Genomic DNA, 20,652 nt, shown 5'->3' with positions numbered 1-20,652 from the left:
TTTTTTCTTTGGGTTTCAATGTAAAATATATTTCATTTTTATTACAAATTGAAAAAACGACAAATTTTGAAAGGGTTTTCATAAAGTGCTGTCGAATCATTTTGATGTAAGGAACAAGTATATGAGGAGGATTGTAATGGAAAAAACAGTTAACCTGAATTTGAAGCCAAAGGTGGCAGAATTTCTAAACGGCACGAAGAAACTTTTTATCAATGGTGAATGGGTAACCTCTAAATCAGGAAAAACGTTTGAAACACTTAATCCTTCAACAGGAGAGGTTTTGGCGCTTGTTGCAGAAGGTGGAAAAGAAGATATCGATCTTGCGGTTGATGCGGCGCGAAAAGCTTTTGATTCTGGATATTGGACTAAAATGAGCGCAGCGAAGCGCAGTTATTTAATCTATAAGCTTGCAGACTTGATGGAACAGAACAAAGAAGAGCTTGCACAGCTTGATACGCTGGATAACGGGAAACCGATCCGCGAAACGATGAATGCAGATGTTCCCCTAGCAATTGAGCATTTCCGCTACTATGCTGGCTGGGCAACTAAAATCGTCGGACAAACCATCCCGGTTGCAGGGAGTTTCTTTAACTATACCCGCCACGAGCCAGTTGGGGTTGTAGGACAAATCATCCCTTGGAACTTCCCGCTCTTAATGGCTGCATGGAAGCTTGGTGCAGCACTTGCAACAGGCTGTACAGTTGTGCTGAAGCCAGCAGAGCAAACTCCGCTGTCTGCACTTTATCTTGCACAGCTTGCTCAAGAAGCAGGATTCCCAGAGGGCGTTCTGAATGTAGTAACAGGTGCGGGTGAAACAGGAGCAGCTCTTGTTGATCATCCGGAAGTGAACAAAATCGCCTTTACCGGATCAACTGAAGTCGGTAAGATGATCATGAGAAATGCAGCAGATTCACTAAAACGTGTAACGCTTGAGCTTGGCGGTAAATCACCGAATATCATTCTTCCGGATGCAGACATGACACGTGCTATTCCTGGTGCATTGGGCGGAATCATGTTCAACCAAGGACAAGTTTGCTGCGCAGGTTCCCGTTTGTTCATTCAAAAGAAAGCTTTTGACAATGTAATGGCGGACATGGTTTCCCATGCAAAGAACATTAAGCAGGGTCCTGGCCTTGATCCGGACACTACGATGGGGCCGCTTGTATCAGAAGAGCAGCATAACCGTGTCATGAGCTACATTGAAAAAGGGAAAGATGAAGGAGCCGAACTGTTAACGGGAGGAACGAGGCCGTTTGAGCAAGGTTACTTTGTAGAGCCTACTATTTTTGCGGATGTAGACGATAAGATGACGATCGCTAAAGAAGAGATCTTCGGACCGGTTGTAGCGGCGATGCCGTTTGAAGACCTGGACGAAGTTATCGAGCGTGCGAACCGTTCTGAGTATGGTCTTGCTGCAGGATTGTGGACTGAAAACTTAAAAACGGCTCACTATGTATCCAATAATTTAAAAGCCGGTACAGTCTGGATTAACTGCTACAATGCGTTTGATGCAGCTTCTCCATTCGGCGGATACAAGCAATCCGGAATGGGCCGTGAGATGGGCTCTTATGCGCTAAATAACTACACAGAAGTAAAAAGTGTGTGGGTTAACCTAAAATAAAGAGACAAGCAAAAGCATGTGTGATCCAGGGAATCGACTCGGCACAGGCAAATAGATATACATGATTAAGGGGTCAATAACTGAACGGTAACGAAAAGCCCGGCTGCTAGATCCAGCAGCCGGGCTCTTTTATGTTGTTTTTAAATCATAACTTTTATAAAGCGAAGTCCGGTATCGTCATAGTCAAGGTTACGGTAGAATTCATGGGTATCTGTACGGTGTTTTCCGCTGTGGAGAACGATGGATGTGCACCCTTGTTCCTCTGCCCACTCTTCCGCATGGCGCACTAACGATTTGCCGAATCCATTTCCTTGATACTCCTCACAGACCACGAGGGCAATAATCCTCAAATATGTCCCATTCTTCTCGAAATAATAGCCCTTAACGAGACCGATCATGCCAATGACAAGATCATTATAGCAAGCGACAAAGCAGATGTAGGAAGGATCCTGAAGAATATACGTTAATCGGTCTCTCATTTCTTCTTCGGTGGTAGGATAGCCGAGATCGCCCATTAAATAAGAGAGAGACAGGCTATCCTCAATCGTCCCCCTCCGAATGAAAATTTCACTCATCTTCGCACCTCTTTTTAGTAAGATAAGAAAATTAGGAAATGAACATACAGAGATGTCTGGCTTATATGCAGCCAGATCGACCTGCGGAAACTATGATCAGCGATGAAAGAGAAGCAGGGCACCAGCTGGAGAAGTGAGGCGATGAGTGCGCTCGCTGTACTCTTTCTCCTTCAATCGCTTTTCTCCAAGTGTTTTGGCTTGCTGGTCGTCTTGGGCCTGAATGGTTTCGTCGAGCAGTTTTTCGCCGCTCTTATCGTATACGGTAAGAAAATACTTATTCATGGTGTGAAAACTCCCTTCAAGATTCTTAAATTATATTTCTTGTTTTTCGCCAAATTTCCTGCTTTTTTTTATGTTTTCCTTCAGTTATCAAAACAGCTTCCACAATTATGGGTATTTTCCCAAATACGAGAACGTGCTTTCGTATATATGGTAAAATAAAGGTTAGAATGTGTAAGAAAAAGGAGAGATGGGTGTTGAAGTTTTTGCATTGTGCTGACCTTCATCTGGACAGCCCTTTCAAAGGATTGAAATATTTGCCCAAACCTATTTTTAAACGGATACAAAACAGCACCTTCCGATCCTTTACTGCAACAGTAAACCTTGCAATAAAGGAGAAGGTGGACTTTGTTGTGATTGCAGGTGATATATATGATGGGGATTCCAGAAGTATACGAGCGCAGACTTATTTTCGGAAAGAGCTTGAGAGACTGGAAAAACACGAAATTTACACCTTTATGGTTCATGGAAATCATGATCATCTCGAAGGTTCATGGATAGATATTGAATGGCCGATAACTGTTCATATTTTTCAGGGAGGGCTTCCAAGCTCGGTGCCCTTTTATAAAAACGGAAAGCTGGCAGCCATGCTGCATGGATTCAGTTATGAGAAACGGTCTGTAGCCGAGAACCGTGTGCCTCATTTTCCGGAGAAAAAGGATGAAGCTTATCATATCGGTATTCTGCACGGAAACGCAGATGGACAAAGCGAACATGAATCCTATGCGCCGTTTAAAGTGACGGAGCTTTTAGTGAAGGGATATGACTATTGGGCTCTCGGGCATATTCATAAGAGAATGGAGCTTAGCCAGGATCCTTCTGTTATCTATCCTGGAAACATTCAAGGCAGAAATCAAAAGGAAACGGGTGAGAAAGGCTGTTATATCGTCGACACTAATAAAGGAATACGGGACTTCCACGCAATTGCAGACATCATATGGAAGGAAGAATTCATTGATCTTACGGGATGTTCGGCCATGTCGGAAGTGATTGAAACGTGTATCGAAGTGAAAGAGAATGCCAGAACAGAAGGAAAGGGTATACTTCTTAAACTGATCTTAGAGGGCGATTCTTCTTTATTTCATGAGCTGAGTGATGAACTGTTCCTGGATGACTTAATGGAGACCCTTCAGGACGGTGAAGAGGAGAACTCATCTTTTGTTTACCCGTTCGCTGTTGTAAATAGTTTAAGAAGAAGCTGGAATCGTGATCAGCTATTGAACGATGGAGGGTTCGTCGGAGCCCTTTTGCACAACAGCAGTGAATACGAAGAGATGCTGAAAACCACGAGAGAGCTGTTTTTGCACAAAAGAGCCAGACGATATTTAAAGCCTCTTGAATCAGAAGAGGAAGAAGGAATCATCAAGGAGGCAGAAACATTTCTATTACGGTTTTTGCTGAAAGAATAGGAGGTATGAAGCTATGTGGATTAAACAACTGCACATCTATCATTTTGGCAAGTTTCAAAACCTCAAAATAAAGGATTTGTCCAAGGGAGCGGGCTTTATTTCTGGAGAAAATGAAGCGGGTAAATCTACCTTGATGAGTTTTATTAAATGTATGCTTTTTGGTTTTCCTTCTAAGCTTACCAGCGAAAGAAGATATGAGCCAAAAGATGGGAACCGGATGGGCGGATCTCTTACATTAATGACAGAATCACACGGAGAACTGGTCATTGAGCGCGTAGCAGGAAAAGCGGCAGGTGATGTTACAGTCTATTTGGAGAATGGTGAACAGGCCGGTGAAGATTTTCTGCAAAGCGTGCTGAAAGGGCTCGACCGTTCGCTTTTTCAAGGGATCTATTGTTTTGACATCGATGGACTCCAGGAAATTGAAAAGATCAGCCGGGATCAGCTGGGGAGCTATCTGCTCGGTGCGGGTATGACAGGCAGTAAGGAGCTGCAGGAGCTTGAAGCTCTGCTGGAAAAAAAGCAGGCGGCGCTTTTTAAACCTGGCGGCAGGAAGCCGGTGATCAACGAAATGCTTCAGGAGCTCCAAAGGGCAGAAGAAGATCTGCTGAAGTGGAAAAGGAAAAACGAAGAATTTCAGCCCGCCGCTTTGGAATTAAAAGAAGTGAAGGACTCTATACAAAGAGCGGAGAAAGAAAAGGCTCATCATCAGGAACAATGGTATCAGGCTCAAAAGTGGAAATCGGTGCTTCCGCCTCTGCAGAAGTGGAAAGAAAATAAACTGGCGCTCGATCAGCTGCAAGAGGGTGAGTTTCCTGAAAATGGACTGCAGCGGCTGGAGTATTTGCAGGAAAAGCTGTTTGATCTTGAAGGAGACTTGGCAGTTTGCAAGAATAAGAACGATGAAATTGAAAAGCAGCTTGCAATTCTGGGAATCGATGAACAAGTACTGAAAGAAGAGGCGCGTATTGAAGCCGTTGGACAGAAAATCCATTATCTTGAGAGTCTCTTGAACGACAAAGCGGGCTTGCTCCAAAAGGCTGAATTGCTAAGCAAAGAAATTCATCGTCTTATTCATGAAACAGGCTATGAAGGAGAAGACAATAACCTTTATGAATTGAACAATGGACTTGCAGCAAAAAACGGCCTTGTTCTCATGACAAAAAACTATGAATTGCTGCAGCAGAAGAAAGAATGGATGAATCAGGAGCTGACATCCTCCCGCAGCCGTCTGGAATCAGCAGAGGAGCGGCTGAAGCTTGCAAAAGGAAAGCTGCTCCATGAAGCGGATTTTCAGAAACTGAAGGAACATGCTGATCAGCATAGAACCTATCGAAGGCTCATGCTCGAAAAAGAACAGCTTCAGATGCAGATCAAAAATGCAGAGGGGAATAGTTCGTCACGCTCAGTTCCCCGGAAAAAGAACTGGATTCCGGCAGGGGCCTTATTTGTTTTTATTGCCGTCATTATCATCTATCTTGTAAGTAAAGGCGAAATGGCTGGAGCTTTGCTTTCAGCTTTGGCGCTGGGTGCCGGTTTCCTGTATTGGATGAAAAGCAGAACGAAAGAAAGAGGCAGCCATACGGGGAAGGAAAATCTTCCGGCGCTCTTGGTGCAGCTGCAAAAGCTTGAAGAACAGCTTGCGGGCATTTCAAATTTTGAAGAGCTTGACCGCCTACAGCAGCAATGGATCGAGGAGCAAGCGCAGCGCAATGAGTACAATAGGCTTCAGGAAGAAACAAAGCGGCTGGAACAGTCCTACCAGCAAACCGCAGCCGGCTATGACAAGCTTGAGCTGGAGGAGTTTAACAACGAGGCCAGCATCCAGAAGTGGAGCAGGGACAATGGATTTAATGGACCTTGGCAGCACCTGCTTCTGCCTGGCTATTTTGAAAAGATTGAAAGACTGAAGGAACTATTGATCGGAAAATATCAATTGGAAGAAAGGCTTTCGCAGCTTCAAGTTAATATTGCCGTTATTTTAGAAGATGTGAACCAGCTTTCAAAACAGCTCGGCCTTTCAGAGCATGCCTCTTATCATGAGAGAATAATGCAAGCGCGTATGCTGCTTCAGCAGGAAAAGGAAAAGCAGCGGAAGCTTGAATTGCTTCAGGAAGCAAAACGGGCAGCTGTTGAGAATGAACAGGAATTACTGACGAAGCGTTTAAGTTACACAGCAGAAAGAACCCGGCTCTTTCAACAAGCCGGTGCTGATAACGAAGAGAGTTACAGAAAAAAGGGAGAAGCGGCAGATTCAAGGAAAAAGATACAGGAGCAACTGTCACAGGCTTCGCTGCAGCTTTATGCTTTTGGATACAGCGATGAAGAAATTTTCAATCTTTCGGACAGGCTGCTCGACAAATCTTTTAATCTGGAAAAGGAGATTGCTGCGGCAGAAGCCTATCTTAAAGAAAGTGAGCAGGAGTTAGAAAGCTTCAAGGGCAAAAGTGCTGAACTGTCCCTTCGCCTGCAGCATCTGCAGGAAGAGGGCAGCTACTCGGAATGCCTGCAGCGATATGAAACGTTAAAGGATATTCTGCAGGATCAAGCAAGAAAGTGGGCCGTTTACAGGACAGCTGCGGATCTGCTGAAACGAACGAAAGAACAGTTTCATGCGGAGCGGCTGCCTGCCATTATAAAAAAGGCAGGAGTATATTTCTCCCGCATCACCGCTGGAAAATACGTGGATTTATTCCTGGCAGGGGAAAAGGAAAGTTTAATCATTGAGCGGATTGACGGTGTCCGTTTCAATCCCGTGGAGTTAAGCCGCGGGACAGCCGAACAGCTATACTTATGTGTGCGGCTTTCCCTAGCTTCTTTATACCAGAGAGAAGGAATGCCTCTGATTTTGGATGATGTGACCGTTAATTTTGATCCTGTCCGTACAAAACAGACCTTGGACCTGCTCATGGAGATCGGTGAAAAGCATCAGATCATCTTCTTTACGTGCCATGAAACGCTATTCAGTGACAGGCCTTCTGTACCGGTCATCCATTTAAAGGAACCGCAGACTGTCAGACCGGGCGACGGTGCGTTTTTATAAATTGACGTGTTTATGATATAAAAAGAGTAGCAGAAGTGCTTTCAGAGCTGAACCTGCACACAGGAGGGGAACGACCAATGAGTGACTATAATGTTTACCTGGTGGAAGATGAAGAGAATCTTTCACAGGTTTTAAAAGCGTATATGGAACAGGAAGGCTGGAACGTGACCGTTTTTGACAATGGCGAAGAGGCCGCGAAAAACGTAGAAGATACCCCTCATCTTTGGATATTAGACATTATGCTGCCTGGAATTGACGGATATGAAGTATTACGAAAGATTAAACAGCATTCCGATACTCCGGTTATTTTTATTTCAGCCAGGGATCAGGACCTCGACCGGATCGTCGGTCTGGAATTAGGCAGTGATGATTATCTTGCAAAGCCATTTATGCCAAGGGAGCTTGTCATACGTGCTAAAAAACTTCTGATTCGGGTATATGAAAGCGGAGCAATGGTTCCTAAAAAAATAGAAGTCACGGGTTATATCATTGATCCGGTCACGAGAAAGATTACCTTTGACGAGGAACTGATCAATCTGACGTCAAAAGAAATGGACGTTTTGCTGTATTTGATTGAAAATCTTGGTACCTCAAAAGCCAGGGAAGAGATCCTGGCTCACGTGTGGGGCTCTGATTACTTCGGATCTGAACGTGCGGTTGATGATGTCATCCGGCGGGTAAGAAAGAAGATGCCGCGCTTAAATCTTGAAACGGTCTATGGTAACGGGTATAGGATCGTTACCTCATGATCCGTTTAAACCTGACACAGAGAATCTGGATATCGTTCGCCCTTTTAATTCTTCTCATAGGGCTTATTCTTGCTATTATCTTTCCGCTATCTATTAAAAAAACGATGACAGATGAAACCTATAAGATTATCAAAATCGAACAGGATAAACTTATGGATCAGGATAAAGAGATTCCTCAGCCTGATACATCGATTGATTTTATTGAGCGCAGAAAATTAGGCCGTTCTGTCGGACATGTGGTCATTAAAAATGATTATCTTGGCACAAAAGGAGACTATATTCCCGATCGCGTATTGGCTGAAATGGGTTCACATGCCTATAAGCAGAAGTCTGACCAGCAGAAGTATGAACTGACGTATGGCGATGCCACGCTGTTTTACATCATTAAAAGACTGGAAACTGATTCACATGGCGACTTTTATTTAATTTCTTATATGTGGGATACGTACCGTGACCAGATGGTGGACCGGCTATGGACACGGCTTCTCTGGATCTTATTCTTCACAGGGATGATTGCCGTTATCCCGGCCCTTTGGATGGCCCGCTATCTTCGCGCTCCATTGACGATATTGGGCAGACGGTTTGAACAGATCGCCAAGCGAAACTGGAAAGAGCCCTTCATCTGGCATGAAGATGATGAATTCCAGAAGCTTTCGCAGCAGTTTGAATCCATGCGCCAGAATCTGATCCGATACGATACTGCTCAAAAGACGTTTATCCAGCATGCTTCACATGAACTGAAAACACCGGTCATGACCATTAAGAGTTATGCCCAGTCGGTCAAGGACGGCATCATGCCGAAAAATAACATTGAAGATATGATGGATGTAATCTTAAGTGAAGCCGACCGGATGGAAAACCGGGTAAAAAACATGCTGTATTATACAAAGCTTGATACACTGAAACAACAGACCCTTCAGTGGGAAATGATCTATTTTGGAGTCCTTGCGGAAGAAATTATCAGCCGTTTCCGTTTTCAGCGGGATGATATTGAGCTTTCCATCATTGGTGATGAAGTTTTATTCTGGGGTGACCGTGAGCAGATCACAATCGTTTTTGAGAACTTTATCCAAAATGCGATGAGGTATGCACGATCCGAGATCATATTATCGGCAAAAGAAGAAGGAAACAACATCACCCTTGGCGTATGGAATGATGGAGAGCAGCTTTCAGACCGGGACCGTGAAAATCTTTTCCTGCCTTTCCGTAAAGGCAATAAAGGGCAGTTCGGTCTTGGATTAGCGATCGTGAATCGAATTGCCGAGCTGCATGGCGGAATACCCAAAGTGACCAATATTGAAGATGGTATTCTATTCGAAGTCATTCTTCCAAAGGACAGGCAGACATAAGTTTAAACAATATAAATAAAATATGAGGTGGCATAATGAAAAAAGGTCTTGCTCAATATAAAGTGGGAGAAGTGGTAGACTCCTATTTAATGATAAAATCATCCACAAAATCTACAGCAAGCAACGGTAAACCCTTTTTAAACCTAATCCTGCAGGACCAGACAGGGGATATCGATGCAAAACTATGGGACTGCTCCCCGGAGGACGAACAGCAATATGTTCCACAGGCTTTGATCAAAGTTACCGGTGATATGAGCAACTACAGAGGAAAGATGCAGCTCAAGCTCAAACATATCCGTCCGGCATCTGAGATTGACGGCGTGAAGATTAGTGATTTCGTAGAAACAGCACCGCTTACACAAGATGTGATGATGGAGAAAATCACACAGTACATTTTTGAGATGCAAAATCCTAACATCCAGAGAATTACAAGGAACCTTTTAAAGAAATATCAGGATGATTTCCTAAAGTTCCCTGCAGCCGTGAAAAATCACCATGAATTCGTTTCTGGTCTTGCCTACCATGTCGTGTCCATGCTTGATCTGGCCAGGGGAATATCAACCCTGTATCCTTCGCTTAATACTGATCTGCTTTATTCCGGCATCATCCTTCATGACCTGGGCAAGGTGATTGAACTGTCCGGTCCTGTGGCTGCCAACTATACGCTGGAAGGAAAGCTCCTCGGCCACATTTCCATTATGGTGAATGAGATCGGGATTATCGCAAAAGAACTGGAAATTGAAGGAGAGGAAGTAACGGTCCTTCAGCATCTCGTGTTAAGCCATCATAGCAAACCAGAATGGGGAAGCCCGAAAGCACCGATGATCCGTGAAGCGGAGATCCTTCATATGATTGATAATTTCGATGCGAAAATCAACATGATGGACAGAGCGCTGGTCAAGGTGGAACCAGGGGAATTCACGGAAAAAATCTTCCCTCTGGAAAACCGCAGCCTCTACAAACCGCTTTTTGAAAAAGAATTAGCAAAAAAGTAATTGTCGTAACAATTTGAATATGGTAAATTTAGAGAGAGAGATAAATGAGATGGAGGCAATGACAAATGAAACCCATTGTTCAAGAAAAGGTGTCTGCTAAATAACTAACTAAATCAAATGTTGTACCGGACGGCTGAAGGAGCTCTGTTTCCTTACGTTATAGCGTACAAGTGTGATTTATTTAGTTATGACCTTTTCTCTTGAGCGATGGACCCATTTGTCATGCTATAGCCTTCAGCACGTAATAGAAGCCTATAGTTGACGTGGAATGCGCAGCTATAGGCTTTTTTATGCCCAATTTCAGCACTTTCCAATAATAAGCGCTCAAGAGATCGGTTGATTGTTATTTGATTGAAACATATGAAAAGAGAGTGATAGGGATGAAGTGGAAAGATTGGGACAGAAATATTAAAGTTCGGCTTTTGGGAGAGTTTGTAATTAATCTGCTGTTTTGGATGTTTTTCCCGTATATGGCGATTTATTTTTCCGATGAACTTGGAAAAGAACAAGCCGGTATGCTGCTGGTCGCTTCCCAGTTGGTGGGAGTCGTAACCAACCTGGTCGGCGGTTATTGTGCCGATACATTCGGAAGAAAGAAAATGATGGTGGTTGCCGGTGCAGGGCAGGCACTTTCCTTTGCTCTGTTCGCACTGGCCAATTCTCCTTGGCTGAATTCGCCTGTGCTGACTTTTTTGGCGTTTACGGCATTAGGTTTGTTCGGATCTTTGTATTGGCCGGCAAGCCATGCAATGATCGCGGATGTAGTGCCTGAGAAGAACCGCAGTGAAGTGTTTGCTGTCTTTTATACGAGCATTAACATTTCAGTTGTGTTCGGACCGGCATTGGGAAGCATCTTCTTTTTCGATTACCGGTTTGAATTGCTGCTGGCCTGTACGATTGTTGGCATTATCCTGACTTTTGTCCTGCAGAGGTTTATCAGGGAAACCGTGCCGGAGAAGAAGCCGATTGTTGAAGACAAGAACGGCGAGCCGAAAAAATGGTCCGAGGTCGTCTGGGATCAGTTGAGAGATTACCGGGTAATTGCAAAAGATAAACTTTTCCTATTGTTTATTCTGGCAGGTGTGCTCGTCGCACAGACCTTTATGCAGCTTGATTTATTGATTGCGGTGTATACGACAGAAAAGGTTCCTGTACAGACGCTGCTTCATCTCGGTGACTGGTCACTATCGCTTTCAGGTGAAAAAGCGTTCGGTTACATCGTATCAACAAATGGTTTATTGGTCGCGCTGTTTACCGTTTTTATGTCAAAGTGGATGAATAAATACAAAGAAGGAAACATCTTTGTCATTTCCTCTCTTTTATATGGAGTAGGTATGCTGCTTTATGGCAACACGACCGTCATCTGGTTCCTTTTCCTGGCTATTACCGTCTTTACAGCTGCTGAGCTGATGGTCGTCGGCATTCAGGAGAGCTTTATCTCCAAGTTGGCTCCGGAACATATGCGCGGACAATATTTTGCCGCAGCAGGACTGCGTTTCTCCATCGGGCGAAGCTTAGCACCGTTAGCAATTCCGCTTACCATGTGGATTGGTTTTCAATGGACGTTCTTTATGCTGTTCGTTCTAACCGTAATCAGTGCAGGCTTATATCACGTGATGTTCCGTCTGCATGATAGAAAAATGGCAGGGACAGAAAAACAAAAGTCAGTTGCTCCCAACGCGGCAGGTTAAAAAAACAATAATCAAATGACATATCTTTTTTCCATGCTTCATAAGATGGGAATACGAAGCTTGTCTTTAGGAGGAATAGGAATGAAAGGATATGTAGCCCTGGGACTTGGAGTCTTACTCATTGTTGCTTTTGTTTTAAAAGAATTTGTTGCTCCTCTTCAATATTTCTTTGATTTAACGCCATTTTGGGTATACTTTGTGGTCGCAGGCATCATCTTCAGCGGATACCGGAGCTACAATTTAGGTTCTGAACAAAAGCTTCTCGACCTGAAGGTGATTGAACAAGAAGGGGAAGTATTCATGAAACGAATCGCTGAAGAACGTGAACGCAGAAGTAAATAGGGTAAATGTTTAACAAGCCGGCCGGCAAGGTACTGTGTATGAAACCTTGTTGGGCGGTTTTTTGTTATTGCGGGCGGTAAAGGTTGGTAAACAGTAGTGGAGATGTGGAAAAGCACTTAACCAGGCTGAAAAACGAGTAAATCGGTGTATAAAGCGTTAAAAATCTGCCAGTTCTATGTGTTTTTTCTCTTCTTAGTTGAAATATAGCTGGTCAGAGCAGACATTTAGAGATTATTCAACTTGGAAATTATCATTTATCATTTATTTAGGAGTGCTAAAAGAATATATTATCGATATTAGAAGTTTATTATCGAAACAGGTAATTTTATTATCGAACAATTTATATTAACACAATTCGACCATTCAATTATTCCAACCAATATAAAAAAAGAGGGGCTGTCCTGAAAGTCGAAAATTGACCTTCAGCAGCTCCTTTTTGGCGTGAAAAATCTTCAATGAAAAGTTGATTGGAGTGCAAGGTGCGAGACTCCTCGAAAATGAATTTCACATTTTCTTCGTGCGATATAACGCTGCCGAAGCCTTCCTTGTCCTGCGGGACTAGCGTGACAGATGAGACTCCCGCCGGTGCTTGCACCAAAAAGTAGGCATTCACGCCGGTAAGGCTCATCGCACGCCCCGCGAAAGTAGGAGCTCGCGCCGGTAAAAGCGAGCAGCCTGGAGCGGAAATCAACAGCTTCCAGACTTCTTGACAAGCCCTCTTTGTGTTGCTGTGTAAAAGTTCCACCGTCTATCGGCTTTGAACGGGTACTTCAGCTTTTCATCGATCCAACTTCAACGCTTAGAGCCCCGCCAACTTCACTCCCTCAACCCAACACAAAAATCGTGTTGAATTTCAGGAGCTCCAGTTCAACGGGGCTCTGAGCAAAGCGTTTCAGCCATTCATTATTGCTGTGGCTGTGCCGGCATTTGAGTGTCTTGTTTTTTAAGTGCGTCTTTTAGGTCTTTATCTTTGATCTTGATGTCAGCTTTTTTCTGAAGCTTAGTGATGACCTGGTCTGTTGGTTTCGCTTTTTGCTGTTTCAGTTCTTCGCTGATTTGTTTCTTCTTGTCTTCAAACTTGTTGGTTTTCTTGTCTACGACTTTAATGATGTGGTAGCCGAATTGAGATTTTACAGGGTCGCTGACTTGTCCAGGTTTAAGCTTGAATGCCACTTTATCAAATTCAGGAACCATTTGGCCTTTACCGAAGTAGCCGAGGTCTCCGCCTTTTGATTTAGAACCAGGGTCTTTGGAATACTTTTCAGCAAGTTTGGCAAAGTCTTCACCTTTATCAAGTTTCGCTTTTACTTCTTTTGCTGTTTTAGCATCATCCACCAGGATGTGGCTTGCTTTTACTTCTTCTTTATATTTTTCGTTAAATACTTTTTTCATTTCGGCATCGGTAACTTTGACACCATCAGTTGCTGCCTTTTTATTTAGAAGCTGTGTCTTAACGAGTTTTCGTAAATCTTTTTCGTTTTTAATGCCGTTTTGTTGAAGGGCTTGCTTGAACTGGTCTTCACTGCCAAGCTGTTTTTTGATTTTAGCGATCTCGTTGTCAATCTCTTTATCGGTAACCTTGTACTCTTTTTCGAGAAGTTTATTATCTACCATTTGCTTAAGAACTTGATCTCCGTACTGTGCCTTAAGCTCATTGTAGAATTCATCCTTGGTGATGTCTCCAGCTTTGGATTCCACAACCTTCTCTGATCCTGCACCGGAGTTGCACGCTGACAGCGACAACACTCCCGCAGCAAGTCCAAGGGATAATAACCATTTTTTCATCTGACACACTCCCACTGTTCGAGTAATATTTTCACAGTATCTACTATAGCATAAACATTGGATAAAATCCTATTCATACTCGGAATTATGAGAAAAATTACACGAATTTACTGTTTCATTGAGCAAGGAAATTTTTATAAACCGGGACATTCGTCTAATCAAACCAAGACATATCACTATATGATGTGGAGAAGAAAAAAGGAGGAGATAGATGATGGGATGCGGTGCTGGATTCGGACATAGCTTTTTAATTCTGATCATTCTTTTCATTTTATTAATAATAATTGGCTGTACTTGCTTCACGTGGTAAGGACAAGGACGTAGGCAAAAGTTTAAAATTTATTTCGATTTACAGGCATTCGCCTATGCGAGCAATAGGTGGGCTGCATAGGATAGCGTAAGAAATAAAGGAGGTGGCATCATGGGTTCTACACATGGAAGAGGCTTTGCGTTAATCGTTGTGTTGTTTATTCTGTTGATCATCGTCGGATGTGTATGTTGGGGAGGATGGTGTTAATCACTCCTTATAATCGGTAGTAAACCGGCTTTTTCTGCCGGAGGAGGTATTTCAATGAACGGTTTTTCTGGCGGCTTTGAGCTGATTGTTGTATTGATAATCCTACTCATTATTATCGGATGCATTTGTTTTTGTTGACGAAAACTAGAGAGGGGTGGCATCTGCCATCCCTTTTGTTTTCGTAGAAGCATAGGGGATGCCTTATTAGTATGTAAAGATGTTTTCTACATAAGCACTGATTAAAAGAATGGTAATCAGAACATTTATGGTACGGAACACATTGGGCTGTGTTTCAGCAGGAATGGATTTACGTGAACAGAGTTCATTGGTGAGGGTATTAAAAACAAATAAAAAAACAGGGGCAAGAATTACAAATATCACATCTGGCATGTTACAATACCTCCATAAAAAGCTACCATTCTTACTTTAACAAAAGTTGGGGAATAAGAATAGAAAAATGCAACTATTGGAGGACGAAAATGAAAAACAAATGGAAATGGAGCTTCTTTGCTCTGGCTGCCGTTATCGTCATCGTTATCATTGTCATTGCTTCGTTGATTTTTTCAGGAGGAGAAAAGGACTTTGATAAAGCTGAACAAACCGGTGGATCACTGGCGGGGAAGAAACTATTCACTATACATACGGGGAAAGAACAGGCTGCGTTTCTAATGAACAAACAAATTGAGGAACAAAAAAACCTGGACCTAAAGGTAAAGCTTACGAATCAGATGAAACTGTTCGGGCGGGTAGACGTTTTTGGAAGAGAAGTAATATACCAGATGTCGCTGGCGCCAGAAGTTCTTCCGAATGGAGATCTGGCTCTGCATGAAAAAAATGTACAGGTCGGACGTTTGAACCTGCCGGGCGAGCAAGTGCTTAATCTTGTTTCAAACAGTGTAGACCTCCCCAAATGGGTGAAGGTTTACCCGCAGGAAGAAATGATTCACGTGCAGCTGACCAAGATGAACATAAAGAAGCACATTAAGGTAAAGGCCAAAGAGGTCGATCTGCCGCATAATAATATTTCGATAGACGTGTTTGGAAAATAAACAGATGGAGAATTTTAGAAGATAAGAAGAAAGCCGCCTTACAAAAAAGGCGGCTTTACTATACAATAGAAACTAAAGATCGACTATAAGAAAGCAGGATGAAGATGGAAACGATTGAAGAACGTGTTGAACGGCTGGAATATTATAACCGGCTTACTGTACAATCGATTAATTTAAGGACATATCCCTTCTATACGCTGGTGATGGAAAAACACCTGAGCGAAGACGAGGTGGGAGATGTCCTTTCATTGTGCGATGAACTCCAAAGACGTTTTGAGGTCCAGACGGAGAGTGGTTATGTGCAATACCTTCCTCTTCTTCTCCATTTTGCAGGAATGCTGAATCCAAAGCTGAAGCCAAGAGAAACCGTTCAAGCTCTTCGTACCCAAGGCGTCTATCCTGAACTTATGGATAAGCTGTATGATTTGGCACGGCGTTACGAGTGAATGCCTGCCAGCTCAGGAGTCATTGGTATGACATTGCTTGGGGGCTTTTCCTCCAAGCTTTCTTCAACTTTCAACTCAAGTTTGTTAAAGATCGTCATGAAGTCCTCACCGTAGAGGTTTCGGATCATGCACATGATCTCAGGGAAGTCAGGGAACTTTCCGAAGAGTTCCTTGATCGGTAAAGCGGATGAAAAGACACCGAAGCTTGACGGATCATAGGTTTCCATTGTTTTTAGGAGAAGCTCTTCACCCTTATCCGTCAATTGAATGTATGTATTGCGCTTGTCATTTTCTTTTTTGGAAAATGAAAGGTAGCCTTGTTCCTCCAGCTTTTTCGAAAAGTTAAAAGCAGTCGACACATGCATGACTCCGAATTTTGCAATATCGGAAATGCTGGCTCCTTCCAATTGATGTGCAATCCATAAAATGTGATGTTCGTTGATGTTTAATCCGTAATCCTTAATCCAATTCTGCCAGTCTTTTTCCACACTCTTCCATAATGCTTTGCTGATCTGCGCGAATTTATGACTGAAAATCATCGCTTCCTTTACACTGTACAAATTGTCCTTTTCCATACTAAATGCCCTCCATTACTACATATAAGAACATCAATCTATCCCTCATTATGCCAGTATTTTCTATAATAAGAAAGTAAAATTTTTCAAAACTAAAAGAAAAATTGGTAATAAAGGCATGAAACTTAAGTATGATAAGATATGGAAGATCATAATAGTTAAATAATAAAAGAAATCTCCCAGTTCTAGGGAGATCCCCAATTGTACAGTGATTATTTAGCCAGGGTAGCTTTGCTTTCCTCAAGCGTGTCCTGGATCTCTTTTACGTTCTCCTGGATACTTTCCATGTTGGGCTGAACATCTTCCTTCCAATGATCAATATCCTTCTTTAAGTCAGCAGAAGCCTGTTTGAACGCGTCCTTTCCTTCTTTGGAAACAAACATAATTTTTTCTTTAAGAGTAATACTCTCACGTTTCATTTGGGAGACAGAGTTCTTTAACTTATTCGCACTGTCTTTAATGTCCTGTCTGACATCCTTGCCTGACTTAGGCGTAGACAGCAGGGTAGTTGCACCTGTAACGATTGTTCCGATGGCGAAGCCGTAAAGTAAAGATTTTGCTTTAGACATAAATAATTCCTCCTCTTTTATAGTTAGTATTACATTCTTGGTGGATCAGAAGAATTCCTATTGAGAAATTTCACGAAAACATAAATATTTAACGATGATTTTCGGCATGATTGGACAGGCACCTGCATATTTATAAAATGGGGGGGATGGACAATGAATTGGAAAACCATAATATTGCTGATTGCAGGACTGCTTTTAATTATGCGCATGATGTACTCCTTAAACACTACCCGCCAGTATTCCTTTCGTAACACTTCCATCAAAAAAAAGAGAAAAACCGCTGTCGTTTTCGGCTTGATCGGGATTACGGGGCTAGTTGTCTGTTTGCTCACTTTTGTCACAAAATAACGAAAAATAGGGAAAGCTGATTCTTTTTGAATCTGCTTTTTTATGTTAGAAATATAATAGATAAAGGTATAATAACAACAAGTCAGGAGGAGGGTATTATGGAGCGTCACACCATCGGTAATTATTTTAACAGAATGAAAAGCAAGGCCTCTGTTATTCTGGATGATGATCATCAAACAGGTGAACTGATCACCAATGCCGAGAAAAAAACAGAATCTGCACAAAACAACAGCAGCTTGCGGGAACTGACTTCTCAGGTGAAAGCGTTAATCAGGCTGGTGAAGCATTATCGCGATGGCTCATACCGGCATGTATCAAAAAAATCGATGATGCTTATTGTTGCGGCCCTGCTTTATTTTGTCAGTCCAATCGATGCTGTTCCAGACTTTTTGGTAGGCATTGGCCTATTGGATGATGCTGCTGTTTTGGCTTTTTTATATAAAACGATTAAAAAAGAAATCGATCATTACATGGAATGGGAAGAAGAAGAGCAAACCATAAAGCCGGCACCTTAAATCAGGTACCGGCTTTTTTTATGGCTTATTAAAATGAATTATACTTGTGCCTCTTTCGATTGCGGAGGCATTGAACGCTTTCTGATGCTGTGTGCTACCGGATACAAGACGAACATGACGACACAGTTTACGGCAGCTGTTGGCAATACGACCGCCAGGAAGATGGACAAAAACGTCCCAGGCAGGCCGGCAACGAGAAGAGCTGTACCGAGGAAAATCGATCCGCTCACAATCGTTCCAGCGAAAGTTAATATCGCAGCTGTTAATGCATTTAGTTTAAAGCGCGAAACGAGTAGGAATAGTCCTAAAAAAACGAGTGCGGTTATTGGTTTATCGACCAGGTTGGCGATCTGCCCGCCCGGGAAAGTTGTTGTTATGGCTGTAATGACTCCTGTTGCCAGCGCAGCTACAATGACGTTAGAAAGCGACGGGAACATGATAATCGTTAGAAAAAGCATAGTAAGCATCATATCAGGCCTCATGCCTAAAAAGAATGGCGGCATAATAGCATGAAGAACATACCCCAATGCTAATAAAACACCTGTTAGTGCTAATGATTTAGTTTTCATTACTCATCTCTCCTCAACTCAACTCTTAATTCATCTTTCATAGGTGCACTTTTGCCCTATGCAAAGAAGTTATCACTATAATAACAAATCTGGAGCTTTTTGAACAGTAATTAAAGACTATTTATCATGTTTTTTCTGGAAATTTTCCATGAAATTCCTAAGTGCCTGACAGGCCTTAAGAGGAACTGCATTATAGGCTGATGCTCTGCATCCGCCGATGGACCTGTGGCCGGCCAGCCCGTAAAATCCTTGTTCATTTGCTTCTTTTAAAAACTGCTTCGTCAAATCTTCATTTTGTAAGGTGAACGTAATATTCATCAATGAACGGCTGTCCTCGGCAGCATGTCCTGAATAAAAGCCGCTGCTTTGATCAATGGCTTCATAGATGAGCTGCGCTTTTTCCTGGTTTCTTTTTTCGAGTTCCCCCAGACCGCCCAGATTTTCCGCCCATTCAAGAACGAGTTTCAAGAGATAGATGGAAAAGGTAGGCGGGGTGTTATAGAGCGAACGGTTTTTAATGTGTGTCTCATACGAAAGAATGGCCGGAAGCCCTTCATTTGCCAGTTCGGCTGCATCTTTTCGAAAAATTACTACCGTCACACCCGCAGGGCCCAGGTTCTTTTGAGCTCCTGCATAAATAAGGCCGAACTTATCTACGGGAATCCTTCTGCTTAAAATATCACTGGACATATCAGCGATCAAAAAAGGGTGGTCAATACCTTCGAATGAAGCCCATTGTGTACCATAGATGGTATTGTTGGATGTTATATGAACATACGAATATTCTTCAGGAGAAAAAGAAGGAAGATCAGGAATAGAGGCGTAGTTGGAAGCTTTTCCTGATACGATCTCTTTTGCATCTCCAAATTTACTGGCCTCTTTTAACGCTTTTTCAGACCAGGAACCGGTTAAGATATAGCCGGACTGTTCGTCGGGCTTCATAAAATTCATGGGTATCATCGCAAATTGCAGGCTAGCACCGCCCTGCAAGAATAGAACTTCATACTGATCGGGTATAGAAAGCAGTTCTTTTAAAAGGTTTTTTGCTTCTTCATGAACTTCCTCATAGTGTTTTCCGCGATGGCTGTGTTCCATAATGCTGATCCCCGTGTCCTGGAAATCCAAAAATTCTTCTTTTGCTTTTTCCAATACCTGCCGGGGTAAAGCTGCAGGTCCTGCGTTAAAATTATATACCTGTTTCATGAATAGAATTCCTCCCCTTATTTAGTGGTTTCAATGCTTTGTTAAAGCAGATTGTTAATTTCAATCATATTGGACATCGCATAGATGCTTAAAAGAGGCCCTCAAGTCTTTTTCTCCAATAAGAAGGGGTGATAGCTGGCGGTTCAATCACACCCCACCAAAAATCAACAACATGGACTAACAGAGCTTATAAAATAAAAAACTGCCTTGATTCAGGCAGCAGATATACAAATGTTATTAAGAAAGATGGGAAGCAATCGAGCTGGAAATCTCACTGAACTCTTCCTGTGAGTAATCATGGGTTTCCCACACCGCTCCAAAGCCATCTCCTTTGCCATAGCGGGGAATGATATGTACATGGTAATGAAAAACGGATTGTCCTGCAGGTTCTCCGTTATTATTCAGTACATTAAGACCGATGGGATCAAATGACTCTTTAATCGCTTCGGCAACGTCCGGAACAGCTGCGAACAGTTTTCCTGCTGCTTCAGCAGGCAGGGCATAAATATCTTTGTAATGTTCCTTTGGGATTACGAGGGTATGCCCTTTTGTGACTTGGCTGATATCGAGAAAGGCCAGAACGTTTTCGTCTTCATATACTTTATAGGCTGGTATTTCGCCCTTCACGATTTTACAAAAAATACAATGCTCGTCATGGTTCATTTCATCACCTCTGAAAATGTTTTTTCTCATTTTAGCATAAGTGCGGACAATATGTTATTGGAACATTTAGAAATTTAAACAAAGAAAGAGGACCCTACGTTTGTAGAGCCCTCTTCCTTATAGAGGTTAGAGAAGAAAGGAGAACCTGGAAACATACATTTCGATTTTTTTGCGAACACCTCATTCTGTTGGATTAAAAGCTTAGGTAAGCAATAATCTTTCCAAGAGAATCATCTCCCTGAATTTGGTTGTTCAAATCGTTATATAGCACCTAAAATCTCCCTCGAAGAAGGGGGGATGCCTTCTTCAAATATAGGTTTGCCAAGAATCAAGAAGTTTATCCATAAAAAATGCAGCCGT

25 protein-coding genes are annotated in these 20,652 nt (G+C 42.6%); 15 read left to right on the top strand and 10 right to left on the bottom strand.

Annotated elements, in window-relative coordinates; translation table 11 throughout:
- Positions 1 to 136 precede the first annotated feature (136 nt).
- Positions 137 to 1,621, top strand: coding sequence for an aldehyde dehydrogenase family protein (locus OKX00_RS19010; RefSeq protein ID WP_053355567.1), 1,485 nt, complete (start codon positions 137 to 139; stop codon positions 1,619 to 1,621).
- Between the two features lie 140 nt (positions 1,622 to 1,761).
- Here the strand turns inward: OKX00_RS19010 and OKX00_RS19005 are convergent, their stop codons facing one another.
- On the bottom strand, positions 1,762 to 2,196 hold the full coding sequence (locus tag OKX00_RS19005) for a GNAT family N-acetyltransferase (RefSeq protein WP_062236706.1): 435 nt from the start codon (positions 2,194 to 2,196) through the stop codon (positions 1,762 to 1,764).
- Between the two features lie 96 nt (positions 2,197 to 2,292).
- Positions 2,293 to 2,478, bottom strand: coding sequence for a YhzD family protein (locus tag OKX00_RS19000; protein ID WP_265408450.1), 186 nt, complete (start codon positions 2,476 to 2,478; stop codon positions 2,293 to 2,295).
- Between the two features lie 194 nt (positions 2,479 to 2,672).
- On the opposite strand from OKX00_RS19000, the gene OKX00_RS18995 reads away from it, so the two are divergent.
- From OKX00_RS18995 to OKX00_RS18965, 7 genes are all read left to right on the top strand, one after another.
- On the top strand, positions 2,673 to 3,884 hold the full coding sequence (locus OKX00_RS18995) for a metallophosphoesterase family protein (RefSeq protein ID WP_265408449.1): 1,212 nt from the start codon (positions 2,673 to 2,675) through the stop codon (positions 3,882 to 3,884).
- Between the two features lie 13 nt (positions 3,885 to 3,897).
- The gene (locus OKX00_RS18990) at positions 3,898 to 6,927 is read left to right on the top strand and encodes an AAA family ATPase (protein WP_265408448.1); all 3,030 of its coding nucleotides are present in this window, start codon (positions 3,898 to 3,900) and stop codon (positions 6,925 to 6,927) included.
- Between the two features lie 77 nt (positions 6,928 to 7,004).
- The gene (locus OKX00_RS18985; protein WP_265408447.1) at positions 7,005 to 7,676 is read left to right on the top strand and encodes a response regulator transcription factor; all 672 of its coding nucleotides are present in this window, start codon (positions 7,005 to 7,007) and stop codon (positions 7,674 to 7,676) included.
- Positions 7,673 to 9,025 carry a sensor histidine kinase gene (locus OKX00_RS18980; RefSeq protein WP_265408446.1) on the top strand — a complete coding sequence of 451 codons (1,353 nt, stop codon included), beginning with the start codon at positions 7,673 to 7,675 and terminating at the stop codon, positions 9,023 to 9,025. Before OKX00_RS18985 ends, OKX00_RS18980 begins: the two co-directional genes overlap by 4 nt.
- 35 nt (positions 9,026 to 9,060) lie before the next feature.
- On the top strand, positions 9,061 to 10,020 hold the full coding sequence (gene yhaM, locus OKX00_RS18975) for a 3'-5' exoribonuclease YhaM (RefSeq protein WP_062236691.1): 960 nt from the start codon (positions 9,061 to 9,063) through the stop codon (positions 10,018 to 10,020).
- A 380-nt stretch (positions 10,021 to 10,400) separates the two neighbouring features.
- Positions 10,401 to 11,711, top strand: a complete 1,311-nt coding sequence (locus OKX00_RS18970; RefSeq protein ID WP_265408445.1) for an MDR family MFS transporter — start codon at positions 10,401 to 10,403, stop codon at positions 11,709 to 11,711.
- Between the two features lie 81 nt (positions 11,712 to 11,792).
- Entirely contained in the window at positions 11,793 to 12,053 is a 261-nt protein-coding gene (locus tag OKX00_RS18965; RefSeq protein WP_082316026.1) for a sporulation YhaL family protein, read from the top strand.
- 367 nt (positions 12,054 to 12,420) lie between these two features.
- Here OKX00_RS18965 and OKX00_RS18960 read toward each other — a convergent pair whose 3' ends face one another.
- Both OKX00_RS18960 and OKX00_RS18955 read right to left on the bottom strand, forming a co-directional pair.
- Positions 12,421 to 12,744: a hypothetical protein gene (locus OKX00_RS18960; protein WP_265408444.1), complete on the bottom strand. Its 324-nt coding sequence runs from the start codon at positions 12,742 to 12,744 to the stop codon at positions 12,421 to 12,423.
- A 212-nt stretch (positions 12,745 to 12,956) separates the two neighbouring features.
- Positions 12,957 to 13,838, bottom strand: coding sequence for a peptidylprolyl isomerase (locus tag OKX00_RS18955; protein ID WP_265408443.1), 882 nt, complete (start codon positions 13,836 to 13,838; stop codon positions 12,957 to 12,959).
- Positions 13,839 to 14,049: 211 nt separating this feature from the next.
- Here OKX00_RS18955 and OKX00_RS18950 point away from each other — a divergent pair, with 211 nt between their 5' ends.
- From OKX00_RS18950 to OKX00_RS18940, 3 genes are all read left to right on the top strand, one after another.
- A complete protein-coding gene (locus tag OKX00_RS18950; protein WP_082316025.1) occupies positions 14,050 to 14,148 on the top strand; it encodes a YjcZ family sporulation protein in 99 nt (32 codons plus the stop codon).
- 111 nt (positions 14,149 to 14,259) lie between these two features.
- Positions 14,260 to 14,355 (top strand): YjcZ family sporulation protein, encoded by a 96-nt coding sequence (locus OKX00_RS18945; protein WP_082316024.1) that lies wholly within the window; start codon positions 14,260 to 14,262, stop codon positions 14,353 to 14,355.
- Positions 14,356 to 14,409: 54 nt separating this feature from the next.
- A complete protein-coding gene (locus OKX00_RS18940; protein ID WP_082316023.1) occupies positions 14,410 to 14,493 on the top strand; it encodes a YjcZ family sporulation protein in 84 nt (27 codons plus the stop codon).
- A gap of 66 nt (positions 14,494 to 14,559) precedes the next feature.
- On the opposite strand, the gene OKX00_RS18935 is transcribed toward OKX00_RS18940, so the two are convergent.
- Positions 14,560 to 14,745 (bottom strand): hypothetical protein, encoded by a 186-nt coding sequence (locus OKX00_RS18935; protein WP_053355556.1) that lies wholly within the window; start codon positions 14,743 to 14,745, stop codon positions 14,560 to 14,562.
- 89 nt (positions 14,746 to 14,834) lie between these two features.
- On the opposite strand from OKX00_RS18935, the gene OKX00_RS18930 reads away from it, so the two are divergent.
- On the top strand, positions 14,835 to 15,404 hold the full coding sequence (locus tag OKX00_RS18930; RefSeq protein WP_265408442.1) for a YpmS family protein: 570 nt from the start codon (positions 14,835 to 14,837) through the stop codon (positions 15,402 to 15,404).
- 104 nt (positions 15,405 to 15,508) lie between these two features.
- Complete coding sequence (locus OKX00_RS18925; RefSeq protein WP_175501899.1) at positions 15,509 to 15,850, top strand: DUF1878 family protein; 342 nt, start codon at positions 15,509 to 15,511, stop codon at positions 15,848 to 15,850.
- Here OKX00_RS18925 and OKX00_RS18920 read toward each other — a convergent pair.
- Together OKX00_RS18920 and OKX00_RS18915 are read right to left on the bottom strand one after the other, a co-directional pair.
- Entirely contained in the window at positions 15,841 to 16,425 is a 585-nt protein-coding gene (locus tag OKX00_RS18920; protein ID WP_053355553.1) for an HTH-type transcriptional regulator Hpr, read from the bottom strand. The two genes, OKX00_RS18925 and OKX00_RS18920, sit on opposite strands and share 10 nt — an antisense overlap.
- Before the next feature lie 212 nt (positions 16,426 to 16,637).
- Positions 16,638 to 16,994 (bottom strand): YtxH domain-containing protein, encoded by a 357-nt coding sequence (locus tag OKX00_RS18915; RefSeq protein ID WP_265408441.1) that lies wholly within the window; start codon positions 16,992 to 16,994, stop codon positions 16,638 to 16,640.
- 153 nt (positions 16,995 to 17,147) lie between these two features.
- On the opposite strand from OKX00_RS18915, the gene OKX00_RS18910 reads away from it, so the two are divergent.
- Entirely contained in the window at positions 17,148 to 17,342 is a 195-nt protein-coding gene (locus OKX00_RS18910; protein WP_053355551.1) for a hypothetical protein, read from the top strand.
- 98 nt (positions 17,343 to 17,440) lie between these two features.
- On the top strand, positions 17,441 to 17,857 hold the full coding sequence (locus tag OKX00_RS18905) for a YkvA family protein (protein WP_062236658.1): 417 nt from the start codon (positions 17,441 to 17,443) through the stop codon (positions 17,855 to 17,857).
- Between the two features lie 38 nt (positions 17,858 to 17,895).
- Here the strand turns inward: OKX00_RS18905 and OKX00_RS18900 are convergent, their stop codons facing one another.
- The 3 genes from OKX00_RS18900 to OKX00_RS18890 form a co-directional block, all read right to left on the bottom strand.
- Positions 17,896 to 18,426, bottom strand: a complete 531-nt coding sequence (locus tag OKX00_RS18900) for a tryptophan transporter (protein ID WP_053355549.1) — start codon at positions 18,424 to 18,426, stop codon at positions 17,896 to 17,898.
- A 117-nt stretch (positions 18,427 to 18,543) separates the two neighbouring features.
- Positions 18,544 to 19,629, bottom strand: coding sequence for a 3-phosphoserine/phosphohydroxythreonine transaminase (gene serC, locus OKX00_RS18895; protein ID WP_265408440.1), 1,086 nt, complete (start codon positions 19,627 to 19,629; stop codon positions 18,544 to 18,546).
- A gap of 237 nt (positions 19,630 to 19,866) precedes the next feature.
- Positions 19,867 to 20,292, bottom strand: a complete 426-nt coding sequence (locus tag OKX00_RS18890) for an HIT family protein (protein ID WP_265408439.1) — start codon at positions 20,290 to 20,292, stop codon at positions 19,867 to 19,869.
- Positions 20,293 to 20,652: the final 360 nt, after the last annotated feature.

The organism is Fictibacillus sp. KU28468 (genome assembly GCF_026153615.1).
Lineage (GTDB): Bacteria > Bacillota > Bacilli > Bacillales > Fictibacillaceae > Fictibacillus_C > Fictibacillus_C marinisediminis.
This window is presented reverse-complemented; position numbering and strand designations above follow the sequence as displayed.

Excerpts from the sequence above, each read along its gene's own strand:
- OKX00_RS18955 (WP_265408443.1), bottom strand. The coding sequence starts at position 13,838 with ATGAAAAAATGGTTATTATCCCTTGGACTTGCTGCGGGAGTGTTGTCG.
- serC (WP_265408440.1), bottom strand. The coding sequence starts at position 19,629 with ATGAAACAGGTATATAATTTTAACGCAGGACCTGCAGCTTTACCCCGG.
- OKX00_RS18970 (WP_265408445.1), top strand. The coding sequence starts at position 10,401 with ATGAAGTGGAAAGATTGGGACAGAAATATTAAAGTTCGGCTTTTGGGA.
- OKX00_RS19010 (WP_053355567.1), top strand. The coding sequence starts at position 137 with ATGGAAAAAACAGTTAACCTGAATTTGAAGCCAAAGGTGGCAGAATTT.
- OKX00_RS18930 (WP_265408442.1), top strand. The coding sequence starts at position 14,835 with ATGAAAAACAAATGGAAATGGAGCTTCTTTGCTCTGGCTGCCGTTATC.
- OKX00_RS19000 (WP_265408450.1), bottom strand. The coding sequence starts at position 2,478 with ATGAATAAGTATTTTCTTACCGTATACGATAAGAGCGGCGAAAAACTG.
- yhaM (WP_062236691.1), top strand. The coding sequence starts at position 9,061 with ATGAAAAAAGGTCTTGCTCAATATAAAGTGGGAGAAGTGGTAGACTCC.
- OKX00_RS18890 (WP_265408439.1), bottom strand. The coding sequence starts at position 20,292 with ATGAACCATGACGAGCATTGTATTTTTTGTAAAATCGTGAAGGGCGAA.
- OKX00_RS18900 (WP_053355549.1), bottom strand. The coding sequence starts at position 18,426 with ATGAAAACTAAATCATTAGCACTAACAGGTGTTTTATTAGCATTGGGG.
- OKX00_RS18940 (WP_082316023.1), top strand. The coding sequence starts at position 14,410 with ATGAACGGTTTTTCTGGCGGCTTTGAGCTGATTGTTGTATTGATAATC.
- OKX00_RS18905 (WP_062236658.1), top strand. The coding sequence starts at position 17,441 with ATGGAGCGTCACACCATCGGTAATTATTTTAACAGAATGAAAAGCAAG.
- OKX00_RS18950 (WP_082316025.1), top strand. The coding sequence starts at position 14,050 with ATGATGGGATGCGGTGCTGGATTCGGACATAGCTTTTTAATTCTGATC.
- OKX00_RS18985 (WP_265408447.1), top strand. The coding sequence starts at position 7,005 with ATGAGTGACTATAATGTTTACCTGGTGGAAGATGAAGAGAATCTTTCA.
- OKX00_RS18980 (WP_265408446.1), top strand. The coding sequence starts at position 7,673 with ATGATCCGTTTAAACCTGACACAGAGAATCTGGATATCGTTCGCCCTT.
- OKX00_RS18925 (WP_175501899.1), top strand. The coding sequence starts at position 15,509 with ATGGAAACGATTGAAGAACGTGTTGAACGGCTGGAATATTATAACCGG.
- OKX00_RS18910 (WP_053355551.1), top strand. The coding sequence starts at position 17,148 with ATGAATTGGAAAACCATAATATTGCTGATTGCAGGACTGCTTTTAATT.
- OKX00_RS18920 (WP_053355553.1), bottom strand. The coding sequence starts at position 16,425 with ATGGAAAAGGACAATTTGTACAGTGTAAAGGAAGCGATGATTTTCAGT.
- OKX00_RS18990 (WP_265408448.1), top strand. The coding sequence starts at position 3,898 with ATGTGGATTAAACAACTGCACATCTATCATTTTGGCAAGTTTCAAAAC.
- OKX00_RS19005 (WP_062236706.1), bottom strand. The coding sequence starts at position 2,196 with ATGAGTGAAATTTTCATTCGGAGGGGGACGATTGAGGATAGCCTGTCT.
- OKX00_RS18915 (WP_265408441.1), bottom strand. The coding sequence starts at position 16,994 with ATGTCTAAAGCAAAATCTTTACTTTACGGCTTCGCCATCGGAACAATC.
- OKX00_RS18945 (WP_082316024.1), top strand. The coding sequence starts at position 14,260 with ATGGGTTCTACACATGGAAGAGGCTTTGCGTTAATCGTTGTGTTGTTT.
- OKX00_RS18965 (WP_082316026.1), top strand. The coding sequence starts at position 11,793 with ATGAAAGGATATGTAGCCCTGGGACTTGGAGTCTTACTCATTGTTGCT.
- OKX00_RS18935 (WP_053355556.1), bottom strand. The coding sequence starts at position 14,745 with ATGCCAGATGTGATATTTGTAATTCTTGCCCCTGTTTTTTTATTTGTT.